General features: G+C 38.4%; 14 protein-coding genes and 1 riboswitch. Of the genes, 8 read left to right on the top strand and 6 right to left on the bottom strand.

The window, feature by feature from the left end:
* Positions 1-107: 107 nt before the first annotated feature.
* From D1B33_RS00390 to D1B33_RS00375, 4 genes are all read right to left on the bottom strand, one after another.
* Positions 108-1,301, bottom strand: a complete 1,194-nt coding sequence (locus D1B33_RS00390; RefSeq protein WP_118874353.1) for a NupC/NupG family nucleoside CNT transporter — start codon at positions 1,299-1,301, stop codon at positions 108-110.
* 134 nt (positions 1,302-1,435) lie between these two features.
* Positions 1,436-1,537: riboswitch (purine riboswitch) on the bottom strand.
* Positions 1,538-1,799: 262 nt separating this feature from the next.
* On the bottom strand, positions 1,800-3,422 hold the full coding sequence (locus D1B33_RS00385; protein ID WP_158582891.1) for a YndJ family protein: 1,623 nt from the start codon (positions 3,420-3,422) through the stop codon (positions 1,800-1,802).
* Entirely contained in the window at positions 3,409-4,023 is a 615-nt protein-coding gene (locus tag D1B33_RS00380; RefSeq protein ID WP_118874351.1) for a DUF4166 domain-containing protein, read from the bottom strand. Before D1B33_RS00380 ends, D1B33_RS00385 begins: the two co-directional genes overlap by 14 nt.
* Before the next feature lie 8 nt (positions 4,024-4,031).
* A complete protein-coding gene (locus tag D1B33_RS00375) occupies positions 4,032-4,934 on the bottom strand; it encodes a DoxX-like family protein (RefSeq protein WP_118874350.1) in 903 nt (300 codons plus the stop codon).
* Positions 4,935-5,305: 371 nt separating this feature from the next.
* Here D1B33_RS00375 and D1B33_RS00370 point away from each other — a divergent pair, with 371 nt between their 5' ends.
* Together D1B33_RS00370 and D1B33_RS00365 are read left to right on the top strand one after the other, a co-directional pair.
* Complete coding sequence (locus D1B33_RS00370) at positions 5,306-5,683, top strand: RidA family protein (protein ID WP_118874349.1); 378 nt, start codon at positions 5,306-5,308, stop codon at positions 5,681-5,683.
* Positions 5,684-5,697: 14 nt separating this feature from the next.
* Entirely contained in the window at positions 5,698-6,798 is a 1,101-nt protein-coding gene (locus tag D1B33_RS00365) for a threonine synthase (protein ID WP_118874348.1), read from the top strand.
* A 478-nt stretch (positions 6,799-7,276) separates the two neighbouring features.
* On the opposite strand, the gene D1B33_RS00360 is transcribed toward D1B33_RS00365, so the two are convergent.
* The gene (locus tag D1B33_RS00360; RefSeq protein WP_118874347.1) at positions 7,277-8,296 is read right to left on the bottom strand and encodes a copper amine oxidase N-terminal domain-containing protein; all 1,020 of its coding nucleotides are present in this window, start codon (positions 8,294-8,296) and stop codon (positions 7,277-7,279) included.
* Positions 8,297-9,170: 874 nt separating this feature from the next.
* Between D1B33_RS00360 and D1B33_RS00355 the strand changes: the two genes are divergently transcribed.
* Complete coding sequence (locus tag D1B33_RS00355; RefSeq protein WP_407656697.1) at positions 9,171-10,553, top strand: M28 family peptidase; 1,383 nt, start codon at positions 9,171-9,173, stop codon at positions 10,551-10,553.
* A 454-nt stretch (positions 10,554-11,007) separates the two neighbouring features.
* Here the strand turns inward: D1B33_RS00355 and D1B33_RS00350 are convergent, their stop codons facing one another.
* Entirely contained in the window at positions 11,008-11,979 is a 972-nt protein-coding gene (locus D1B33_RS00350; RefSeq protein WP_118874345.1) for an asparaginase, read from the bottom strand.
* A gap of 77 nt (positions 11,980-12,056) precedes the next feature.
* On the opposite strand from D1B33_RS00350, the gene prsW reads away from it, so the two are divergent.
* From prsW to cmk, 5 genes are all read left to right on the top strand, one after another.
* Positions 12,057-12,746 carry a glutamic-type intramembrane protease PrsW gene (gene prsW / locus D1B33_RS00345; RefSeq protein WP_233549347.1) on the top strand — a complete coding sequence of 230 codons (690 nt, stop codon included), beginning with the start codon at positions 12,057-12,059 and terminating at the stop codon, positions 12,744-12,746.
* Positions 12,747-12,872: 126 nt separating this feature from the next.
* Positions 12,873-13,661, top strand: a complete 789-nt coding sequence (sleB, locus tag D1B33_RS00340; RefSeq protein ID WP_118874344.1) for a spore cortex-lytic enzyme — start codon at positions 12,873-12,875, stop codon at positions 13,659-13,661.
* Positions 13,662-13,673: 12 nt separating this feature from the next.
* The gene (locus tag D1B33_RS00335; protein WP_118874343.1) at positions 13,674-14,969 is read left to right on the top strand and encodes a PepSY1/2 domain-containing protein; all 1,296 of its coding nucleotides are present in this window, start codon (positions 13,674-13,676) and stop codon (positions 14,967-14,969) included.
* Positions 14,970-15,105: 136 nt separating this feature from the next.
* On the top strand, positions 15,106-15,765 hold the full coding sequence (locus tag D1B33_RS00330) for a flagellar brake protein (RefSeq protein WP_118874342.1): 660 nt from the start codon (positions 15,106-15,108) through the stop codon (positions 15,763-15,765).
* Between the two features lie 137 nt (positions 15,766-15,902).
* A complete protein-coding gene (cmk, locus tag D1B33_RS00325; RefSeq protein ID WP_118875178.1) occupies positions 15,903-16,577 on the top strand; it encodes a (d)CMP kinase in 675 nt (224 codons plus the stop codon).
* The last annotated feature ends 101 nt before the right edge of the window (positions 16,578-16,678 follow it).

Here is a 16,678-nt window from a genome sequence, read left to right as displayed (position 1 = left end):
GTGGTTCGTCCTTCTGTTTGCTAGCTTCATTGAGGATAAAAATACAAGCCTGAGAGATTACTTAATCTCCCAGGCTATTAATTTCCTTTTAAATTGCTCGATTGTGTCTAGATAAACATATTTACAAAAATGGCTGTAATAAAGCTTGCCATAGTACCGGCAATAATGGCCTTGAAACTTAGAGAGGCAATTTGTTTTTTCTTTGATGGTGCTAGAGAACCAAGACCTACAATCAATTGTCCGATTGTAGCAAGGTTTGCGAAGTTGCATAAAGCCACGGAAAGAATGGCAACCGTTTGAGGATTTAGTTCCTCTTGAATTTTAAGCAGGTCCTGGAATGCAATCAGTTCATTCGCTGTAAGCTTTGTTCCGATGATGGACGCAGCTCGGAAAGCATCCTCAACCGGAATACCAACAAGTAAAGCAAAAGGAAAGAATACGTAACCGAATATGGTTGCTAAATCTGTACCGATGAAGCCCAGCATCCCGTCTACAAGGGCCAAGATACTAATGAACGCAATCAGTAAACCACCAATATTGATGGCAAGCTTCACGCCGCTTACTGCTCCCTCAGAAATCGCTTCGAATATATTTGTATATCCTGCACTTTCCATTTTGATATCTTCACTAGTTTGTGACTCTTCTGTTTCGGGTTCCATGATTTTCGACATGACAATCGCAACAAATGGGACCGAGAAGACAGAGATGAGTAAATATTTAATATCGATGCCCATTTGAGCATATGACAAAAGGATTGCTCCGCTGGCTGAAGCCGTTCCTCCAACCATAACGGTGAATAATTCCGAACGAGTCAATTTTGCCAGATAGGGCTTAATGAGCAGGGGAGATTCCACTACACCCAACATTGTATTAGCAACCGTATTAAAGGATTCAACGCGAGTAGTACCAAATACTTTACCGACAATCCAACCGAGACCGCGCACAACGAATGGGATAATTCGCAAATAATACAGCGCTGATACCAGTGCCGAGATAAAGATGATCACAGATAACACCTGAATGGCAAATACAAATCCTACATTCGTTCCTTCTGTGAAAAAACCGCCAAATAAGAATTCGATGCCTTCTTGGCTATAGTCAAGGATGTTTTGCACGCCTTCTGCCGCTTTTGTCAAAATCCAACGGCCAAAGGAAACGTTGAGCATAAAGTAAACGAAAATCCCTTCTAATACGACACCGACTAGAATTGTACGCCATTTGATGGCTTTTTTGTTTTTGCTTAGTAGCCAAGCTAAAAATAGTAACCCAATAAGGGATAATAAGCCGAATAAAATATTCATCATTAACCTCCTGAAAGATCTTTATGAACAACCATCATTAGTCAGATGTCTGACTTCTATTCTGTAAAAATAAAAAAGTGCATCCGCTTCATCTATAAAGAAAGAAGAGAATGCACCGTAGTTTTTGCATAAAATAATACTCTAACTTTCCTTATAGTCCGGCACTTTACGGCTGCCAGGTAGAAACGTATGGACCATATTTCCATAGATATATAAGGATTGTATGAAGTTGTTTTTTGAATTCTAACAAAGGTTTTGCGAATAAACAATAGACCTATAAAAAGTAATAAAATACTGAATTTTATAATTGGCATTTATTGCACGGAAATTCATTTGCTCTGCTATGAAAGGGTGTATAAATCATATTCTGCAGCCCCTTGAAACGAGCAAGGCAGCTAAAGCCAGACACAGGAAAAGACGCTTCCTGGATGACTCCGGAAATCGCCTTTTATGGTTTAAATAACCTAGCGCAAAAAAGGTGGTGTTTATACGTTTTATTTATTTCCTTGGTTCTTCTAAATTGCGGCGGTCAATTTGATAGGTGATGTTTAAGAAAGGAATCGAAAAAATCCACATATTATGCTGAGCATATAGTCTTCCATCTCCCGTTTCTTTGACATGGAAGGTTTCTTCTATGGGCAATAACAGAAGGCGCTTGTTCCAGGCTAAATAGATCCCCGCATCGGAATTAGGCTGTTGTTTTTTGCTGGATAAGGTGAGTTCATGTCCAATTTGATTTAATTCCAGAATCCCTATCATGGAAGAGAAGGGAAGCGGTAAAGCAATGTTCATATAGGTGCGTTTTTTCGTTCGGTGCCATGAATAGAGAGCGACGAAGGTGACTTTATTATTAATTTTTCTCACCCATGCCCGTGGGCTGCTCCTTCCATCAAAATCTTCGTTGATTTTTACAATATCGCCAGTCATTTCAATCGATTTACTGGATAAAGGAAGATTGATTTGTTGCACGAATGAACTGATCAAACGATAAACGACAGCAAATGGAATGAACCAAGTTTTCCATTTAACCTTGGCATATAGTCGATAGTCAAGTGTATTTTCATAGAAATCCCGAATCGTCGGTGAGAGCGTATTTAGATTAAGATGCGGCACATAAATCTCCATTTTGTCCACTAATCCTTTATATGAATCCAAAGCTTGCCTGTCCGTGATTTTGGGAAGTATCTTTTCCCCAATAGTCAGGTTTCCTCGTATTTTACTGATCGGGAATGTCCATTTTTCGATTTTTGCCGACGGAACGAAAACAGACCATCCGATTACCCCCAATAAAGCAAAGATTACGCAATTCAAAACTCCATGAAATCGGAGCATAAAATCGATGCTGAGGGAGAATTTGTTCGATAAACGCCCTAAAGCATATAAAAAGGAAAAAAGAATGGTAATGCCTAAGGAGCCGAATGAACAAACAATCAGCCATTTTTGCAATCGATGCTTAAATGGCGTTTTCAAACTATAGAAGAAAAACGCATAGATTCCCATTATATAAAACACAACCGAAATCCATTCAATCCATACAGAAAATGTTATGCCAATCGCCAGGATGAACGGTGAAAGCAACAGGATTCCTGCAGCCAAAGGGTAAAAGGGAGGCTTATAAATTCTGCCTAGCAATCCTATGAAAATCGGCAATAAAAAAGCGGCATAATGAAAATGGATAGCAGTCAGCCAAGTAATGATTGGTGAAAATCCCGTATTGATATTCTTAATATGAGCGAAGAACCACATTCCCCCTATATGTAGGTTTATAAGGGCCACGTCAATGCAAAATTCCTCGAAACGAACAAATCCCCTTGTTAAAAATCGACTTATGCCATAGCCAGCTACGATAAGAGTAAATATCAAGTATATGGCTGCAAGGAAGACTTCGAATCCTGATTGATCCGTCATAGGTAAAAGAATCACAGAAACAGAAGCTGGAATGGATAAATAAGAATAATAGCGGCTAAACCAATCATTCTCTGTTGCAACCATTTGCAAGGTAAGAGGAACATAGACAACTTGGGCCACTGTCAGCAATAAAAGATAAGGGGAGTCTTGTCCCAAAACGACAGCAATTAGAAACAAAACAATCGAAAAAAGTGCATGTTTATTCCATATCATGGGGATTGAACTCTCCTTCATACGAAAAAATATGGCCGATTAAAGGGTTTCGGACATCCACCGAGATTTGAAACGCTCTCTTTTCTTCGCAGTATTTTTCAGTTACGGTTGCCAAGCCTTGAAATAGGCTAGGTAACGGAATTTCAAATTTTCCAATGACCAATCGTTGTTTTCTGGATTCGATTTTCAAGGAACCTTCAGAAGAAACCGTAAAGGCTAAATCGGAATAGAGAATACTTGGCTCACCTAAATAATCTTTGATCAGCATACGATCGGAATCGAAACTCATGAGTGCGTTAAAATATCTTACCTTCGTCCCAAAATAAAAGATTCTTTCCCAATGGATTTGTTCTTCGCCGTTAGGTCCTGCCAATGGTGTATTTATAATTTTAAAAGGAATATCCGTTCCAGATTCAGGGAATAGAAGTTTGATTTTTATGCCTAGCCACAATAAAGGGTAGAGAAATTTCGGTCCCGCTTTAATGGTTTTCATCACTCCTGTTGCGTGAAAAGGCGCTTGATTTAAAAAGTTATATCTTTTCTGCAACATAGGGTGCAATCGATCGTACTGTTGATTTAAAACTTTTTTGTATATTGACATTCATCTCTTCACCTCTTTCTCTTGCAGGTAGTTGCTGTAGGTAAATCTTTACTCATCCAAAAGCCTATTAAGGAAATAATCCAAAGACTGCTATTAAAAGTTAAAGGGTTAAAAGGGTCGATTAACGAACTTGGTTCAGCGATTATGGCTGTAATCGTAAGAAACGGAAATAGGATAATCTGCAAACAAAATAGATGTCTTTTATTTTTATAGTAGAGCCAGATTACCCCAAAGGTTATTTCGATGATTCCAGTGATAACTACTATCCAAAAAGCCTTTCCATCAGGTACTTGAAATGCGTTTTTTACCATCAGCATCTCTTCTGGATGCATGTAGATAAGCTTCGGGATGAGCCCGTGGTAAATCCATATAAAGCAAAATAGGATAGTGGCGAAGCAGCTTGCAAAAAAACGAAGGTATTGAGAGAAAGGAGCTTCTCTTTTTTCCAACCATCTTTTTAATACATCAAAACTAAGCGCAGTACCCCAGCCAATAAGGGGACGAAAAAGGATTCGGTCCAGGATTTGGCCAAATTTACCGAAGTTTGCATCATAGTCATATTGAGTTAAAAAGGTAATGGACTTTTCATTCGGTATATACTTCCAATATCCTTTTCCTTCCTTAATAGGGGAAATAGGATGATCTGTACCGAAATGTAAAGAGGACGTTCTCGAACCATTGTTCCCCTCATGGCTGCCGGCGGTAATACCCCAACCTTCTATTCTTTGGCCGAATCCCAGTTTTCGTTGATATGAAAAATGCTGCGGCTCATTTTCTTTTTTGGGCAAGTATGTAATAGAAGAAAAACGAAGATCCCACTGTTCATGTAAATCGGGTGTTTGAGTTGCTCTCCATAACTTATCCATTTGGGTATCGATCTCTATTTCGACATAAACCGGCTTGTTCTTCATTCAGCTCATTCCTCCTTTCATTTTCTTGGGTTATTTCCAAGCAGGAGTTATTGGATAATTATTGCTTCAGTATAACATGGGATTTATATATATTTCAGGGATTTACAGGTAATAAAGAGGTCGATGCAATCACTTATTAAATACTCTTTCATTTATCAATAAAAACAAAAATTCCTCTAGATAATTTTCAAACAGTTTTTGAAGATTGGCTGGTTGAAAACAAATGAAACTGATTCCTATAGTGCATTAATGCCAGAACATATTTACAGTTCACGAAAAGTTAGTTACTATTAAGGTAGTAACTATTTTTCGCTTATGTTGGGCAAATTCAGTTAGCAGTAAGGAATATGGGATAAGGGGATGGTTTACACATGAAAAGCTTATTTGAAGTAGGGAATTTAAAATCAAATGGCCACTATGCTTTGGCGACGATTCATCAGGGTACTGTGTATGTTTCAGGACAGTTTGCGATTGATCCTGAAACAGGAGAAAAGAAATTTGGGACAATTGAAGAAGAAACGTTGCAAGCGTTGAAAAATGTCGAAGCCATAATCGCTGCAGCTGGAAGCAAGAAAGACCAAATACTGCGGATGACCTTATACATTCCGGATGTGGCACTTTGGGATAGAGTAAATGAAGTTTATGAACAATTCTTTGGAGCGCATAAGCCGGCAAGAACGGTTGTGCCAACGAACGAGCTGCATTTTGGTTTTCAAATTGAAATTGAAGCAATCGCTTATATTGAATAATGGAGACGATGAAAATGACAAAATATATTTGTTCTATATGCAATAAAACTTATCCGATTCAGGAAACGCGCTGGAAATGTGAATGCGGCGGGCTGCTTGACTTAGAAAAATCAACTGGGAACTCGCAGATTGATCACTGGACAAGCCATCCATCGATCTGGCGATATGCCTCTTCAATGGATGCCGGAGATGATTTAACGGGATGGCCTTCCATTACTCTCGGGGAAGGGCAAACCCCTTTACTAGTCTTGGATGAAGATCGGCCCAATACATTTGTTAAGGTAGAATATATGATGCCGACACTTTCATTTAAAGACCGTGGCGCTGCTGTTTTAGTAACACTGGCGAAGAAACTGAGCGCAAAAAAAATGATTGCGGACAGCAGCGGGAATGCAGGGACGGCGATTGCTGCCTATAGTGCAAGAGCAGGCATTGAATGCGATGTCTATGTGAGTGCTGACACTTCTCCTAAAAAACTTGCTCAAATCCAAGCACATGGAGCAAATGTAAAAGCCATTAAAGGGACAAGGGAAGATGTGGCAGCTGCTGCCCACTTAGCTGTTGAAGAAGAGCAAGTTTTTTATGCCAGCCATGTCTATAACCCCTATTTTTACGAAGGAACAAAAACATACGCTTTCGAAATTTTTGAGCAATTGAAAAAAGCTCCGGATACTTTGATTGTTCCGGTTGGAAACGGAACGTTGGTATTGGGTGTTTATTATGGGTTCAAAGAACTTTTGGAGGCAAAGAAAATTGACCGGTTGCCGAAAATTGTAGCGATTCAAGCTGAAAACTGCGCACCACTTGCCAAAGCATTCGAAAATCAAGAGCTGGTCGCAAAGCCGGTTAAAAATAGAGGGACTTTAGCAGAGGGGATTGCCATTGCTGCACCAGCTAGGTCAAAGCAAATATTGGAAGCAATACGGGCAACGGAAGGTACGATCATTACCTTCGGCGAAGAAGCAATAGCGGAAGCTCGCAGCAAACTTGCAGCCAAAGGATTTTATGTAGAAATCACTTCTGCTATTAATTATGCAGGGTACTTAGAGTATTCAGAATCGAAAGATGAAGCAGTGATTATCCCCTTATGCGGAGCAGGAATTAAGTCGAATTAGGGTAACAGGAAAAAAGGCATAGCATATTTGTTCCTTAAAAATATGCTATGCCTTTTTTTTATTGAAATACTATGAAATGGCACGATTAACATGGAATCTATATCGAAAATAGAAAAGTTGCAGTCGATAAAATCCCTTCAATCGACAATCCGTAAGCTTGAGGAGGCTTTAGGGCAGATGACTCAGAAAGGTGCTAATACAACCTTGGTAGAGAATGCGTAGAGTACGCAGAAAGAAGGGCATTAGTTAAACGATAAGTTCAATCTCTTCAGTTCCGAGTATTTATTTAATCTTAGCGTATAATATTTTTTCATTATGTGAATCCAGTCATTATTTCATTTAATAACTAAATCGTAATCAGCTTTTGAGATTGCAACTAACTAAGATTCATTTCGCAGAAACCTAAAACGCCTCATTTGGAGATAATCAACACACCGTATAAAACGGAATGCTGATTATCGACACTTACATGGTGTGACTAATCTATCATGTTATTAATTTCATATTGATTCTGTACATTGAAAATAATATTGCTAACTATCCATGTGTAACCATCTTTTTTCAGAACTATTCTTCTTTCCACATGGTCTTGCTTATCCTCGCCTACGTTGTTTACCTTTTGCTCAATATACATTACATTTGGGTTATTCTTATTATGTATAACCTCGTACTCTTTCACATTCTTAAATAGTTTAGCATATTCGCTATTCTTATTTTGACGAATAATATCTCTTATATATGATTGAGTGAAGTAAGGTCTAAAGTGAGTTTGTTTTTGACTGATTGACAATAGGTTCGCCATATCATTTGCTCTACCGATAATATTCTTCGCTCTAGCATCAGATAATCCACCTTTGTTTACAACAATTGGATTATTATCGTCTACAGACACTTTAGTTTTACCAGTGCCTACGATAACTTGTCTGCCACCAAGAATAATTGTCGCAACTTTAGTCTTGTTGTTCCAGTGAACCTCAGCGTTACCTAGTATAGCCGCAGCTATAGGAACATAAATCTTTCCGTTGAAATTTTTAACTGGCACATCAAGAGTTCTAACTGGATAGTTAAACCTCTGTATCTTATTGGAATCTTGTGTCATAACTACTTCTTCGAAAATACGATCTGATACAGTAACTTGCTTCTCCCTTTGATCCCATTTAACCTCTAATCCTAATCCTTCTGAGATTGCACGTAATGGCACTAGAGTTCTGCCTTTATAAAGTTTGCCATCATTGATAGCGGTAACTTGCATTGGCTTTGCTTCTGGCAGTGGTGTAACCTCAACCGGTTTTTCCTCTGTTTTAGGAGCTTCTTCTATAGTTCCAGTATTTGTTTCTGTACTAGATTCTGTCGTAGCAGGTATTGGAGTTGTATCTTCGATTACTGCCTCTGTTTGTTCAGTTGGAGTTTCTGCTATAGGTTCTTCTGCATAAACTCCATTTACTGGCAATGTCAATCCGATCAATAATGTAGGTACTAATAATATTCCTTTTTTCATTTCCTAATTTCCTCTCATTGTAGAAAAATTTTACAATATAATAATAAGATAGATTACTCGGAAATGATATTTATTTATGATAATTGAGCCATATTTACTAAACCTATTACTTTATCCATTTATCAATGTAGTTGATGATTTTCTGTAGTTCCTTGAAATGGGAATGGTCGGGCAATACTGCCCAGAACAATTTCCTAATTCATTTACAACCTCAATTTTTGATTCTACTGAACATGAAGAAAAATCTTCTTAATTTTACTTCCAGTTAAAAAGAAGGGGAATCGCTTTGACTACAACCGAACCTAATTTAGAAGAGCAACTCCAAACTGAACCATATTATACTAAAGCGTAAATTATGGAAATGTTAAGCAGATCTGAAAATCAAGTTTACAGCTATGTGAAGAAACAGAAAATACGCCCCTTTACCGAATCCCTATAAAATGCGAGCCTGGGCTTATTTAAATAAATAATAGTTCTAGAGAAGCGATCAATCATTTTTTGGTTGGTCTCTTTTCTTTTTATATATGTAGGTTTATTTACACGTTCTTATTTTTACATCAAGAAAGGCTTTTCTGCTTCTAAAGTAACCAATAGATACAAAAACCCTTATTTTATAGGACTTCTAATATAGAAATTTGATAAAAAGTTTGCAACGCAGACTTTTGGGTGATTTTTATTTGTGGAATTTATTCTGTTAAAGAAGAACAATAGATTTATTCATATTATTTTGTTTGAATTTTAATAGAGTTGGGTAAAACTATAGAGTTAAATGTCTGAATTTTTAGAATTATAGTTTCGGATAAGTAAAAATAATTTAATGTTTTTATGTAAGTAATAAATTTCCAAAAATCAGAAATAAGGAGGAATCACATTGATAAGAAAAAGATCTCTATCCATTTTACTTGCAGCTAGCCTTTCCTTAGGGGCAATTACTGCATCGGCGGCACCGGTAGCACCAGCAGGAAATCAAGAATCCGAACAAGCATTTGACAACAAAATTGTAAAACGGATTAAAGTAGAAAACATCTACAATCATATTGCTGAGCTTGCAAAGAATCCACGTGTTGCTGGAACACAAGGTGAGAAAGATGCGGTGGATTATATTAAGAGCCAATTTGAGTCTTATGGATATGAAACGGAATTACAGCCATTCAATATTTATAGTTATACAGCACCTAGTTTAATAGAATTAAGTATTGATGGTAATGAACTTGCAACAAATAGCTTTACCTATGGTGTAAATGGGGAGGTTACTAGTGAATTTGTTGACGCTGGTTTAGGGGCACCAAGTGATTTTGAAGGAAAAGATGTTTCAGGAAAGATTGCTTTAATCCAACGTGGTAGCTTTACCTTCGCTGAAAAAATAATGAATGCTCAGAATGCAGGAGCTTCCGCTGTTATTATATATAACAATGGGGTTGGCGTAATTAATGGAACACTAGGAGAACCGAATGATTATGTACCAGCTGTAGCTATCACACAAGAGCAAGGATCAGCTTTAAAGGCACGTCTAGATGACGGTGAAACTGTAACAGCTACCTTAAAAATAGAGGGAGCTAAATCAGAAGAGGCAACTTCTCACAATGTAGTGGCAACAAAAAAAGCGACTCAAAAATCTACAAATCAATTAATTCTTGTTGGTGCACATCATGATTCTGTTGACGGGGCTCCAGGAGCAAATGACGATGCTTCAGGCACAGCGACTGTACTTGAGTTGGCACGTGTATTCGCAAATTCTCCAACGGATACAGATATTCGCTTTGTCACTTTTGGAGCTGAAGAGAATGGGTTATTAGGATCATATGAATATGTATCCAAAATGACTGATGAAGACTACGAACGTACAGTAGGCATGTTCCAAATGGACATGGTTGGAAGTCAAGATGCTGGTGAATTAATTATGTACACAAATGATGGAGAAAAAAATATCGTGACGGATTTAGGAGCAGCTGCGGGTGCTCGTTTAGCAAATACGGGAGAAGCTATTCCTTACGGGGAGGGCGGGAGAAGTGACCACGTTCCATTTGAAGAAGCGGGAATTCCTGCTGCATTGTTTATCCATGCACCAGTAGAACCTTGGTATCACACGCCAGAAGATAACTTAGACAAAATTAGTTTAGATAAGTTAGAAGAAGTATCTAATATTGTAGGTTCTGCTGTATATCAAGTGGCTCGCCCTGATACTCCGGCATTAGAAAAAGCTAAAGTTGCGCCAAAAGAAGTAGATTATGTATTTGAGGATAGAGAACTCGAATAATCAAAAAAACAATTGGCTATAAGTTAATTTATGCTATCTATATTTTATAAAAATCTCCAAGAGGGCGTTAATCTGAATAGGATTAATGCCTTTTATTATTGAACTCCTGTTCAAATTGCAATAGCATCCTTAATATTGTGGTAAATTCCTAATGGCCTTTTATGTTAATCATACCGAAAATATCAAGACGAAATAAAATCACTTGAGAAACATAACATTGTTGTTTCCAACCAAGTATATGGCTTTTCCCATCATGATATAAGCAGTATTCATTTAGTAGGAATAGATATGACAGATGGGATAGTATTAAATGGTGACGCACCAACGTTGCAGCGATAGACGAATTTTCCAATCATTAATTTCAAGCGCGGATGTAGAAGGAATTCATTATTTAATCTCTTTCAAAAGAATTCCTTCGCAGCAAGATCGGCTCTAATCAATGATAAAATCAATATCATGAATAAAAATATTCCTTCAAATCAACTGGATTATGTTCCTGATTTAGGCCGATTAACAGCTTCAAGCGTGCTTTTTGGCCATTGATTCCGTTGGCAAAAATCACGCCCATATCCTCCAGGCTTTTTCCGCCGCCTTCATAGCCATACACGCCTTCCGCGATTCCATTAAAGCAGCGCGAAACGAGGATGACCGGAATGTTTGCCTTGATCAATTTCTCGATACCAATTGCTACATCCGGCGGCACATTGCCTTGTCCGAGTCCTTCCAAAACAATTCCGTCATATTGCAAATCCAGAATCGCTTCAATCAAATCCCTCTCCATCCCTGCATACACTTTTAATAAAGCCACACGTTTTTTGATGGAATTCACTTCTACATACGATCTATTGACTGGCGCTTGATGAATATGCACCGTTTTTTTCGTTACCAATCCAATAGGTCCGTATTGGGGACTCTGGAAGGTGTTGACACTTGAAGTTGAAGTTTTCGTAATATTGAATGCTTGGTGGATTTCGTCATTCATGACCACCAACACCCCTTTATCGCGAGCGTCATCACTGCAAGCAACCCGGACGGCTTCCACCAGGTTATAGATTCCATCCGCTCCAAGTTCATTGGAAGAACGCATTGCACCGGTCAACACAATGGGAAAAGAAAATTTTGTAGTCAAATCCAGAAAATAAGCCGTTTCTTCCAATGTATCTGTTCCATGCGTAATGACGACCCCATCCACCTCGTTGTCATTTGCATATTGAACTATGACATTGCGCAGCTCCAACATTACTTTAGGTGTAATGTGCGGAGATGGGTAATTGAATACTTCCTTCTCTTTTACGTTTGCATATTTTGCAAGTTGTTCACTCACACCAATAAGAGGGTTTCGATCATTGGGAAGTACCGCGCCTCCTTCGTCCATCTTCATGGAAATGGTTCCGCCTGTGTGCAAGATTAAAATGTGTTTCTTCACGTTGAAAAACCCCTCTAAAAGAATTTTTTTCATATAGATTAATGATATAATAACATTATTATTACACATAGGAAGGAGTGTCACTCATATTTAGTATCGTTTTGCTCTCGGCGGCCATCGCTCCTGCATTGGCGCTGCTCAGTTATTTTTATTTGCGCAACCAAATGGCGACGGAACCCAGAAAAACGTTGCTGCAAGCATTCGTCTTCGGCGCCCTGATGACTTTTCCAATCATGTTTATTCAATACGTAGTAAAAGAAGAGGAAGCAATTCTGGATCCTTTTTTGTCGAATGTCTTGTTTTCAAGCGTGCTGGAGGAATTTTTCAAATGGCTAATCATCTTTATACTGATCTTTCGCCATGTTGAATTCGATGATCCATATGATGGTATTCTTTATGGAGCAAGTGTGTCGCTGGGTTTTGCTACAATGGAAAACATATTTTATTTGCTTTCCTTTGGAATTAATACAGCCTTTTTGCGGGCGCTTTTACCTGTTTCCAGTCATGCCTTGTTCGGAGTGGTGATGGGGTATTATTATGGCAAAAGTAAATTTGCAAAAAATGACAAACAAAATGAATACCTGCTGCTCTCCTTGATCGCTCCTTTAATCTTACATATTATATATAATTCCATTTTAACTTTTGAAGGCTACTGGGTATACTTAATTGCTCCTTTTATGCTGTTCCTGTGGTGGTTGGCACTGAAAAAAGTGAAACTTGCCCACCGGCATCTTGTGCAGCATTTGTTTGAACAAAATAAGATATAAAGCTTCTATTTTCAATTCTTCAAGCGAAAATAGAGGCTTTTTTTAATGGTTCTTTTTTTCATTTTTCTCAAACCAAACGTATAAAAACAACTCTTTTTTACATGCTATGAGAAAGGAGTGAAATCAATGGTTAGAACAATCTTAATATCTGTCATTTTAATTTTTGGAACCATTTCAATTTTAAAGCCGAATGAAACCTTTGCCTTTTCGGGACAAATTGTAGAACGAGGCGCTTTTGGCGATGATGTTATTGAATTGCAGGCACGTTTGCAATACTTGGGATTCTACAACGGAAAAATTGACGGGATTTTTGGTTATGGCACCTATTGGGCACTGCGCAATTTCCAAGATCAATATGGTCTTGATATCGATGGAATTGCAGGCCCGGGAACAAAGGATCAATTAGTGAGAGTAACAGAATTCAATGAAGATTGGGTCCATCAGCAAATTGCTCAAGGCAATCGTTTTACACATTACGGTGGAATTCCTTTAGCCCAACAAACAACTGCGGCGGGGGAGGGCTACTCCTCAACGACAACCGTGCAATTGCCGGCAAAATATTCTGAACGCGATATTCAGTTAATGGCTAATGCTGTTTATGGTGAAGCGCGTGGCGAACCCTATGAGGGACAAGTAGCAGTAGCAGCGGTTATTTTGAATCGTCTGGAGTCGCCTGATTTTCCAAATTCAATTTCGGAGATTATTTTCCAGCCAAGAGCTTTTACTGCGGTGGCAGATGGGCAGATTTGGCTGGAACCAAACGAAAGAGCGAAACAGGCAGTATTGGATGCGATGAATGGCTGGGATCCTTCCGAAAATGCACTTTACTATTTTAATCCAGTCACTGCAACAAGCGAGTGGATTTGGACAAGACCGCAAATCAAGCAAATTGGTGAACATATATTCTGCTACTAAAGGAGGGGCAACATGAAAAGTGCAATCTATTTACTATCCATTGCCGTATTGGCGTTAGGATTATATTCATATGAAGTAAAACAAAATAACAATCGACTTGAGCGAACAGTTCAAGCCCACTATTCGAATTCATTATCCAATGCGTCTGAAAAATTATCGAATCTTCAACATTCTGTCTCTCAATCATTGCTTTTTCAAGATGAGAAAGCGCTTGAAAAAGAACTTGATAATATTTGGAGAACAAGCAACGAATTCCGTTCATCCATTGGGAGCTTGCCGGTAAGTCAGGAAGTCGCCAATGAATGGATGCGATATGTCGGAAATATCGGGGAAGAAGCAAAGTATGCTGCGGATTTCGGGAATTACGATTCTTGGCATAATCGAATGACCAAGGTTAATCAAAAACTGCAAACTTTATCAGATGAGTGGGCAGTAGCTACATCAAATTTCTATCAAAATGACCCGAGTTTTGCGGATTGGGCTGCGATTACTGGAAAAGAAACCAACGAAACGCCGTTCAGAAACGTTGCAACCAATTTAAAGAGTTATAGCGAAACCGATTTTCCTTTAACAGCGAGTGAATCGGATTGGCAAAAGAAAAAAGAGCTTCAAAATCTGAACGATAAAGAGATTACCAAAGATCAAGCGATTCAACGTTTGGAAGTCCTTATTCCCGGCATAAAAGATGCAACTTATACAGTAACCCAAAGCAGAAGAGACGCAGCGTATCCTTTTTATCATATTCAATTTGTAAAAGGAAGCCGAATCGGCTATGCCGATATTACGGTAAAAGGCGGACATCTGTTATCTTTCTTATCTGAACGTCCTGTACAAGAAGGAAACAGACTTTCTCAACAAGACATAAGAAAGGCTGCAGAGCAATTTTTGGCGCGCGGCAATTATAAAGATGTGGAAATTGTAGAAATGAGGGAAAACCATGAGGCATGGCACATCTCTTTTGCTCGTGTAGTTGGTAAAGGCAAGGAAAAAGCTTATGTTTATCCGGATGGAATTCAAGCAAAAGTTTCGAAGGATAGTGGGGAATTGCTTGGTTTGAATGCAATGGAATATGTGCAGAAAGAAACAATCAACAAAGATCAAAAAGTCGTTCCAGTCAATTGGGAAAACTTCTTCCGTCCAGGGACAGTCGTTGAGGAAGAAAGACTAGTGTACACGGAAAATGAAACACTCCAATTGAGAGAATGTTATGAAGTAATTGCGCGATTTGATAGTGAGATGAATGAGACCTTTAGAGTGGTAGTAGATGCGGAAAATCATGATGTAATAAAAGTGGAATCCATGCATTGATTAGTAAATAGGACCTACAATCCATCTTCGTCTTGTAAAAAACTTTGTAAATGGCCTGCAAAATGTTTTGAAGGATATGGAAAAAAACTAAATTTCATGCCATAATTACATTATCATAAAGTGCGAGGCGAAGAGTATGCAACTAAAGATAGGGACTGCACTGACTTTAGAACCAACCTACACTGAACGAGTGGAAAAATTTCGCTGTAAAGTGATCGAGCAGGATAGCCATACGCTGTATATTGACTATCCCATCAATACACAAACAAACAAAACCGCTTTTTTAGTGGATGGTTCTCAATTTCGTGCTACATTCATCACGGAAAATAACATCAGTTATGCATTCAATACGGAAGTAGTCGGGCGCAAAATGGGCAATATTCCAATGATTAAGCTTTATTGCCCGCCTGAAGAGGAGTTCATTAAAATACAAAGGCGCGAGTTTGTCCGCGTCAATACCGCTGCAGATGTGGCTGTCAAAATTCGAAATAACTTCCATCAATTTGTGACGGAAGATATAAGTGCAGGCGGAATGGCTCTTCACTTGAAAAATGAACCTCCTTTTAAAGAGGGGGACGAAGTAGAGCTGACGATTGTATTGCCCTATATAAATGGTGATATTCGATATGTGCAGACAAGTGCCAAAATTGTAAGGATTTTTGAAAAAAATCAACAGAAACTAGCATCCATACAATTTTTGGATACTGCTCAGGTGGATAAGCAACTTATCGTCCGTTTCTGTTTTGAAAGACAGCTGATGGTTAGAAAAATACAGGATGCACATTCAATTGTTTAAAAGCCCTATTATATAGCGGCTTTTTTTTTACATCGATAAAATCACTTTTATTGCTCAAAAAGGCACTTTTTCGAGGGTGTGAAACAACGTAAATAAATTAGGAATATGGTACAATGTTCGAGGAAAGTAGGGATTTTATGGTCAAACAAATTCAAATTGCGATTGATGGTCCAGCTGGGGCCGGAAAAAGCACGATTGCAAAAATTGTAGCGGAAAAGTTAGGCTTTACGTATATTGATACCGGTGCAATGTATCGAGCAGTAACGTATAAAGCATTAACTCATAACATAAAATTAAATGATGCAGATTCTTTGGAAAAAATGCTGCTGGATACTATGATTGTTTTAAAACCATCACAAAATGGACAACTTGTTTTTGTAGATGGAAAGGATGTCACTCAAGAGATCCGGTCCAATGAAGTCACTTCAAATGTCAGTGAAGTAGCTGCACATGCCAATATCCGTGAAATCTTGGTGGCCAAGCAACAGGAACTTGCTGCAAATGGTGGAATCGTAATGGATGGCAGGGACATTGCAACACATGTCTTAAAGGACGCCGAGTTGAAAATCTTCATGTCAGCCTCTGTAGAGGAACGCGCAAAACGCCGATTTTTTGATAATGAAAGAAGAGGAATTCCTTCAACGATGGAAAAATTGCGCGAAGAAATTGCTCTTAGAGATAAACTTGATAGCGAAAGAGAAGCGTCTCCATTAGTTCAGGCGGAGGATGCCATTTACCTCGATACAACAGAACTATCGATTGAACAGGCTGCGGATGCTATATTAGAGCTAGCAAACGAAACAGGAAAATAGAAGCGATTTTAAAAAAAACCCATGAAATTTTTGCTAATAAAGGGAAAATTTTTGTTTTTATGAACTGTTTCGAATAAAATAGAAATTGGAAGATGCGAAGG

The organism is Ureibacillus yapensis (assembly GCF_003515775.1).
GTDB lineage: Bacteria > Bacillota > Bacilli > Bacillales_A > Planococcaceae > Ureibacillus > Ureibacillus yapensis.
This window is presented reverse-complemented; position numbering and strand designations above follow the sequence as displayed.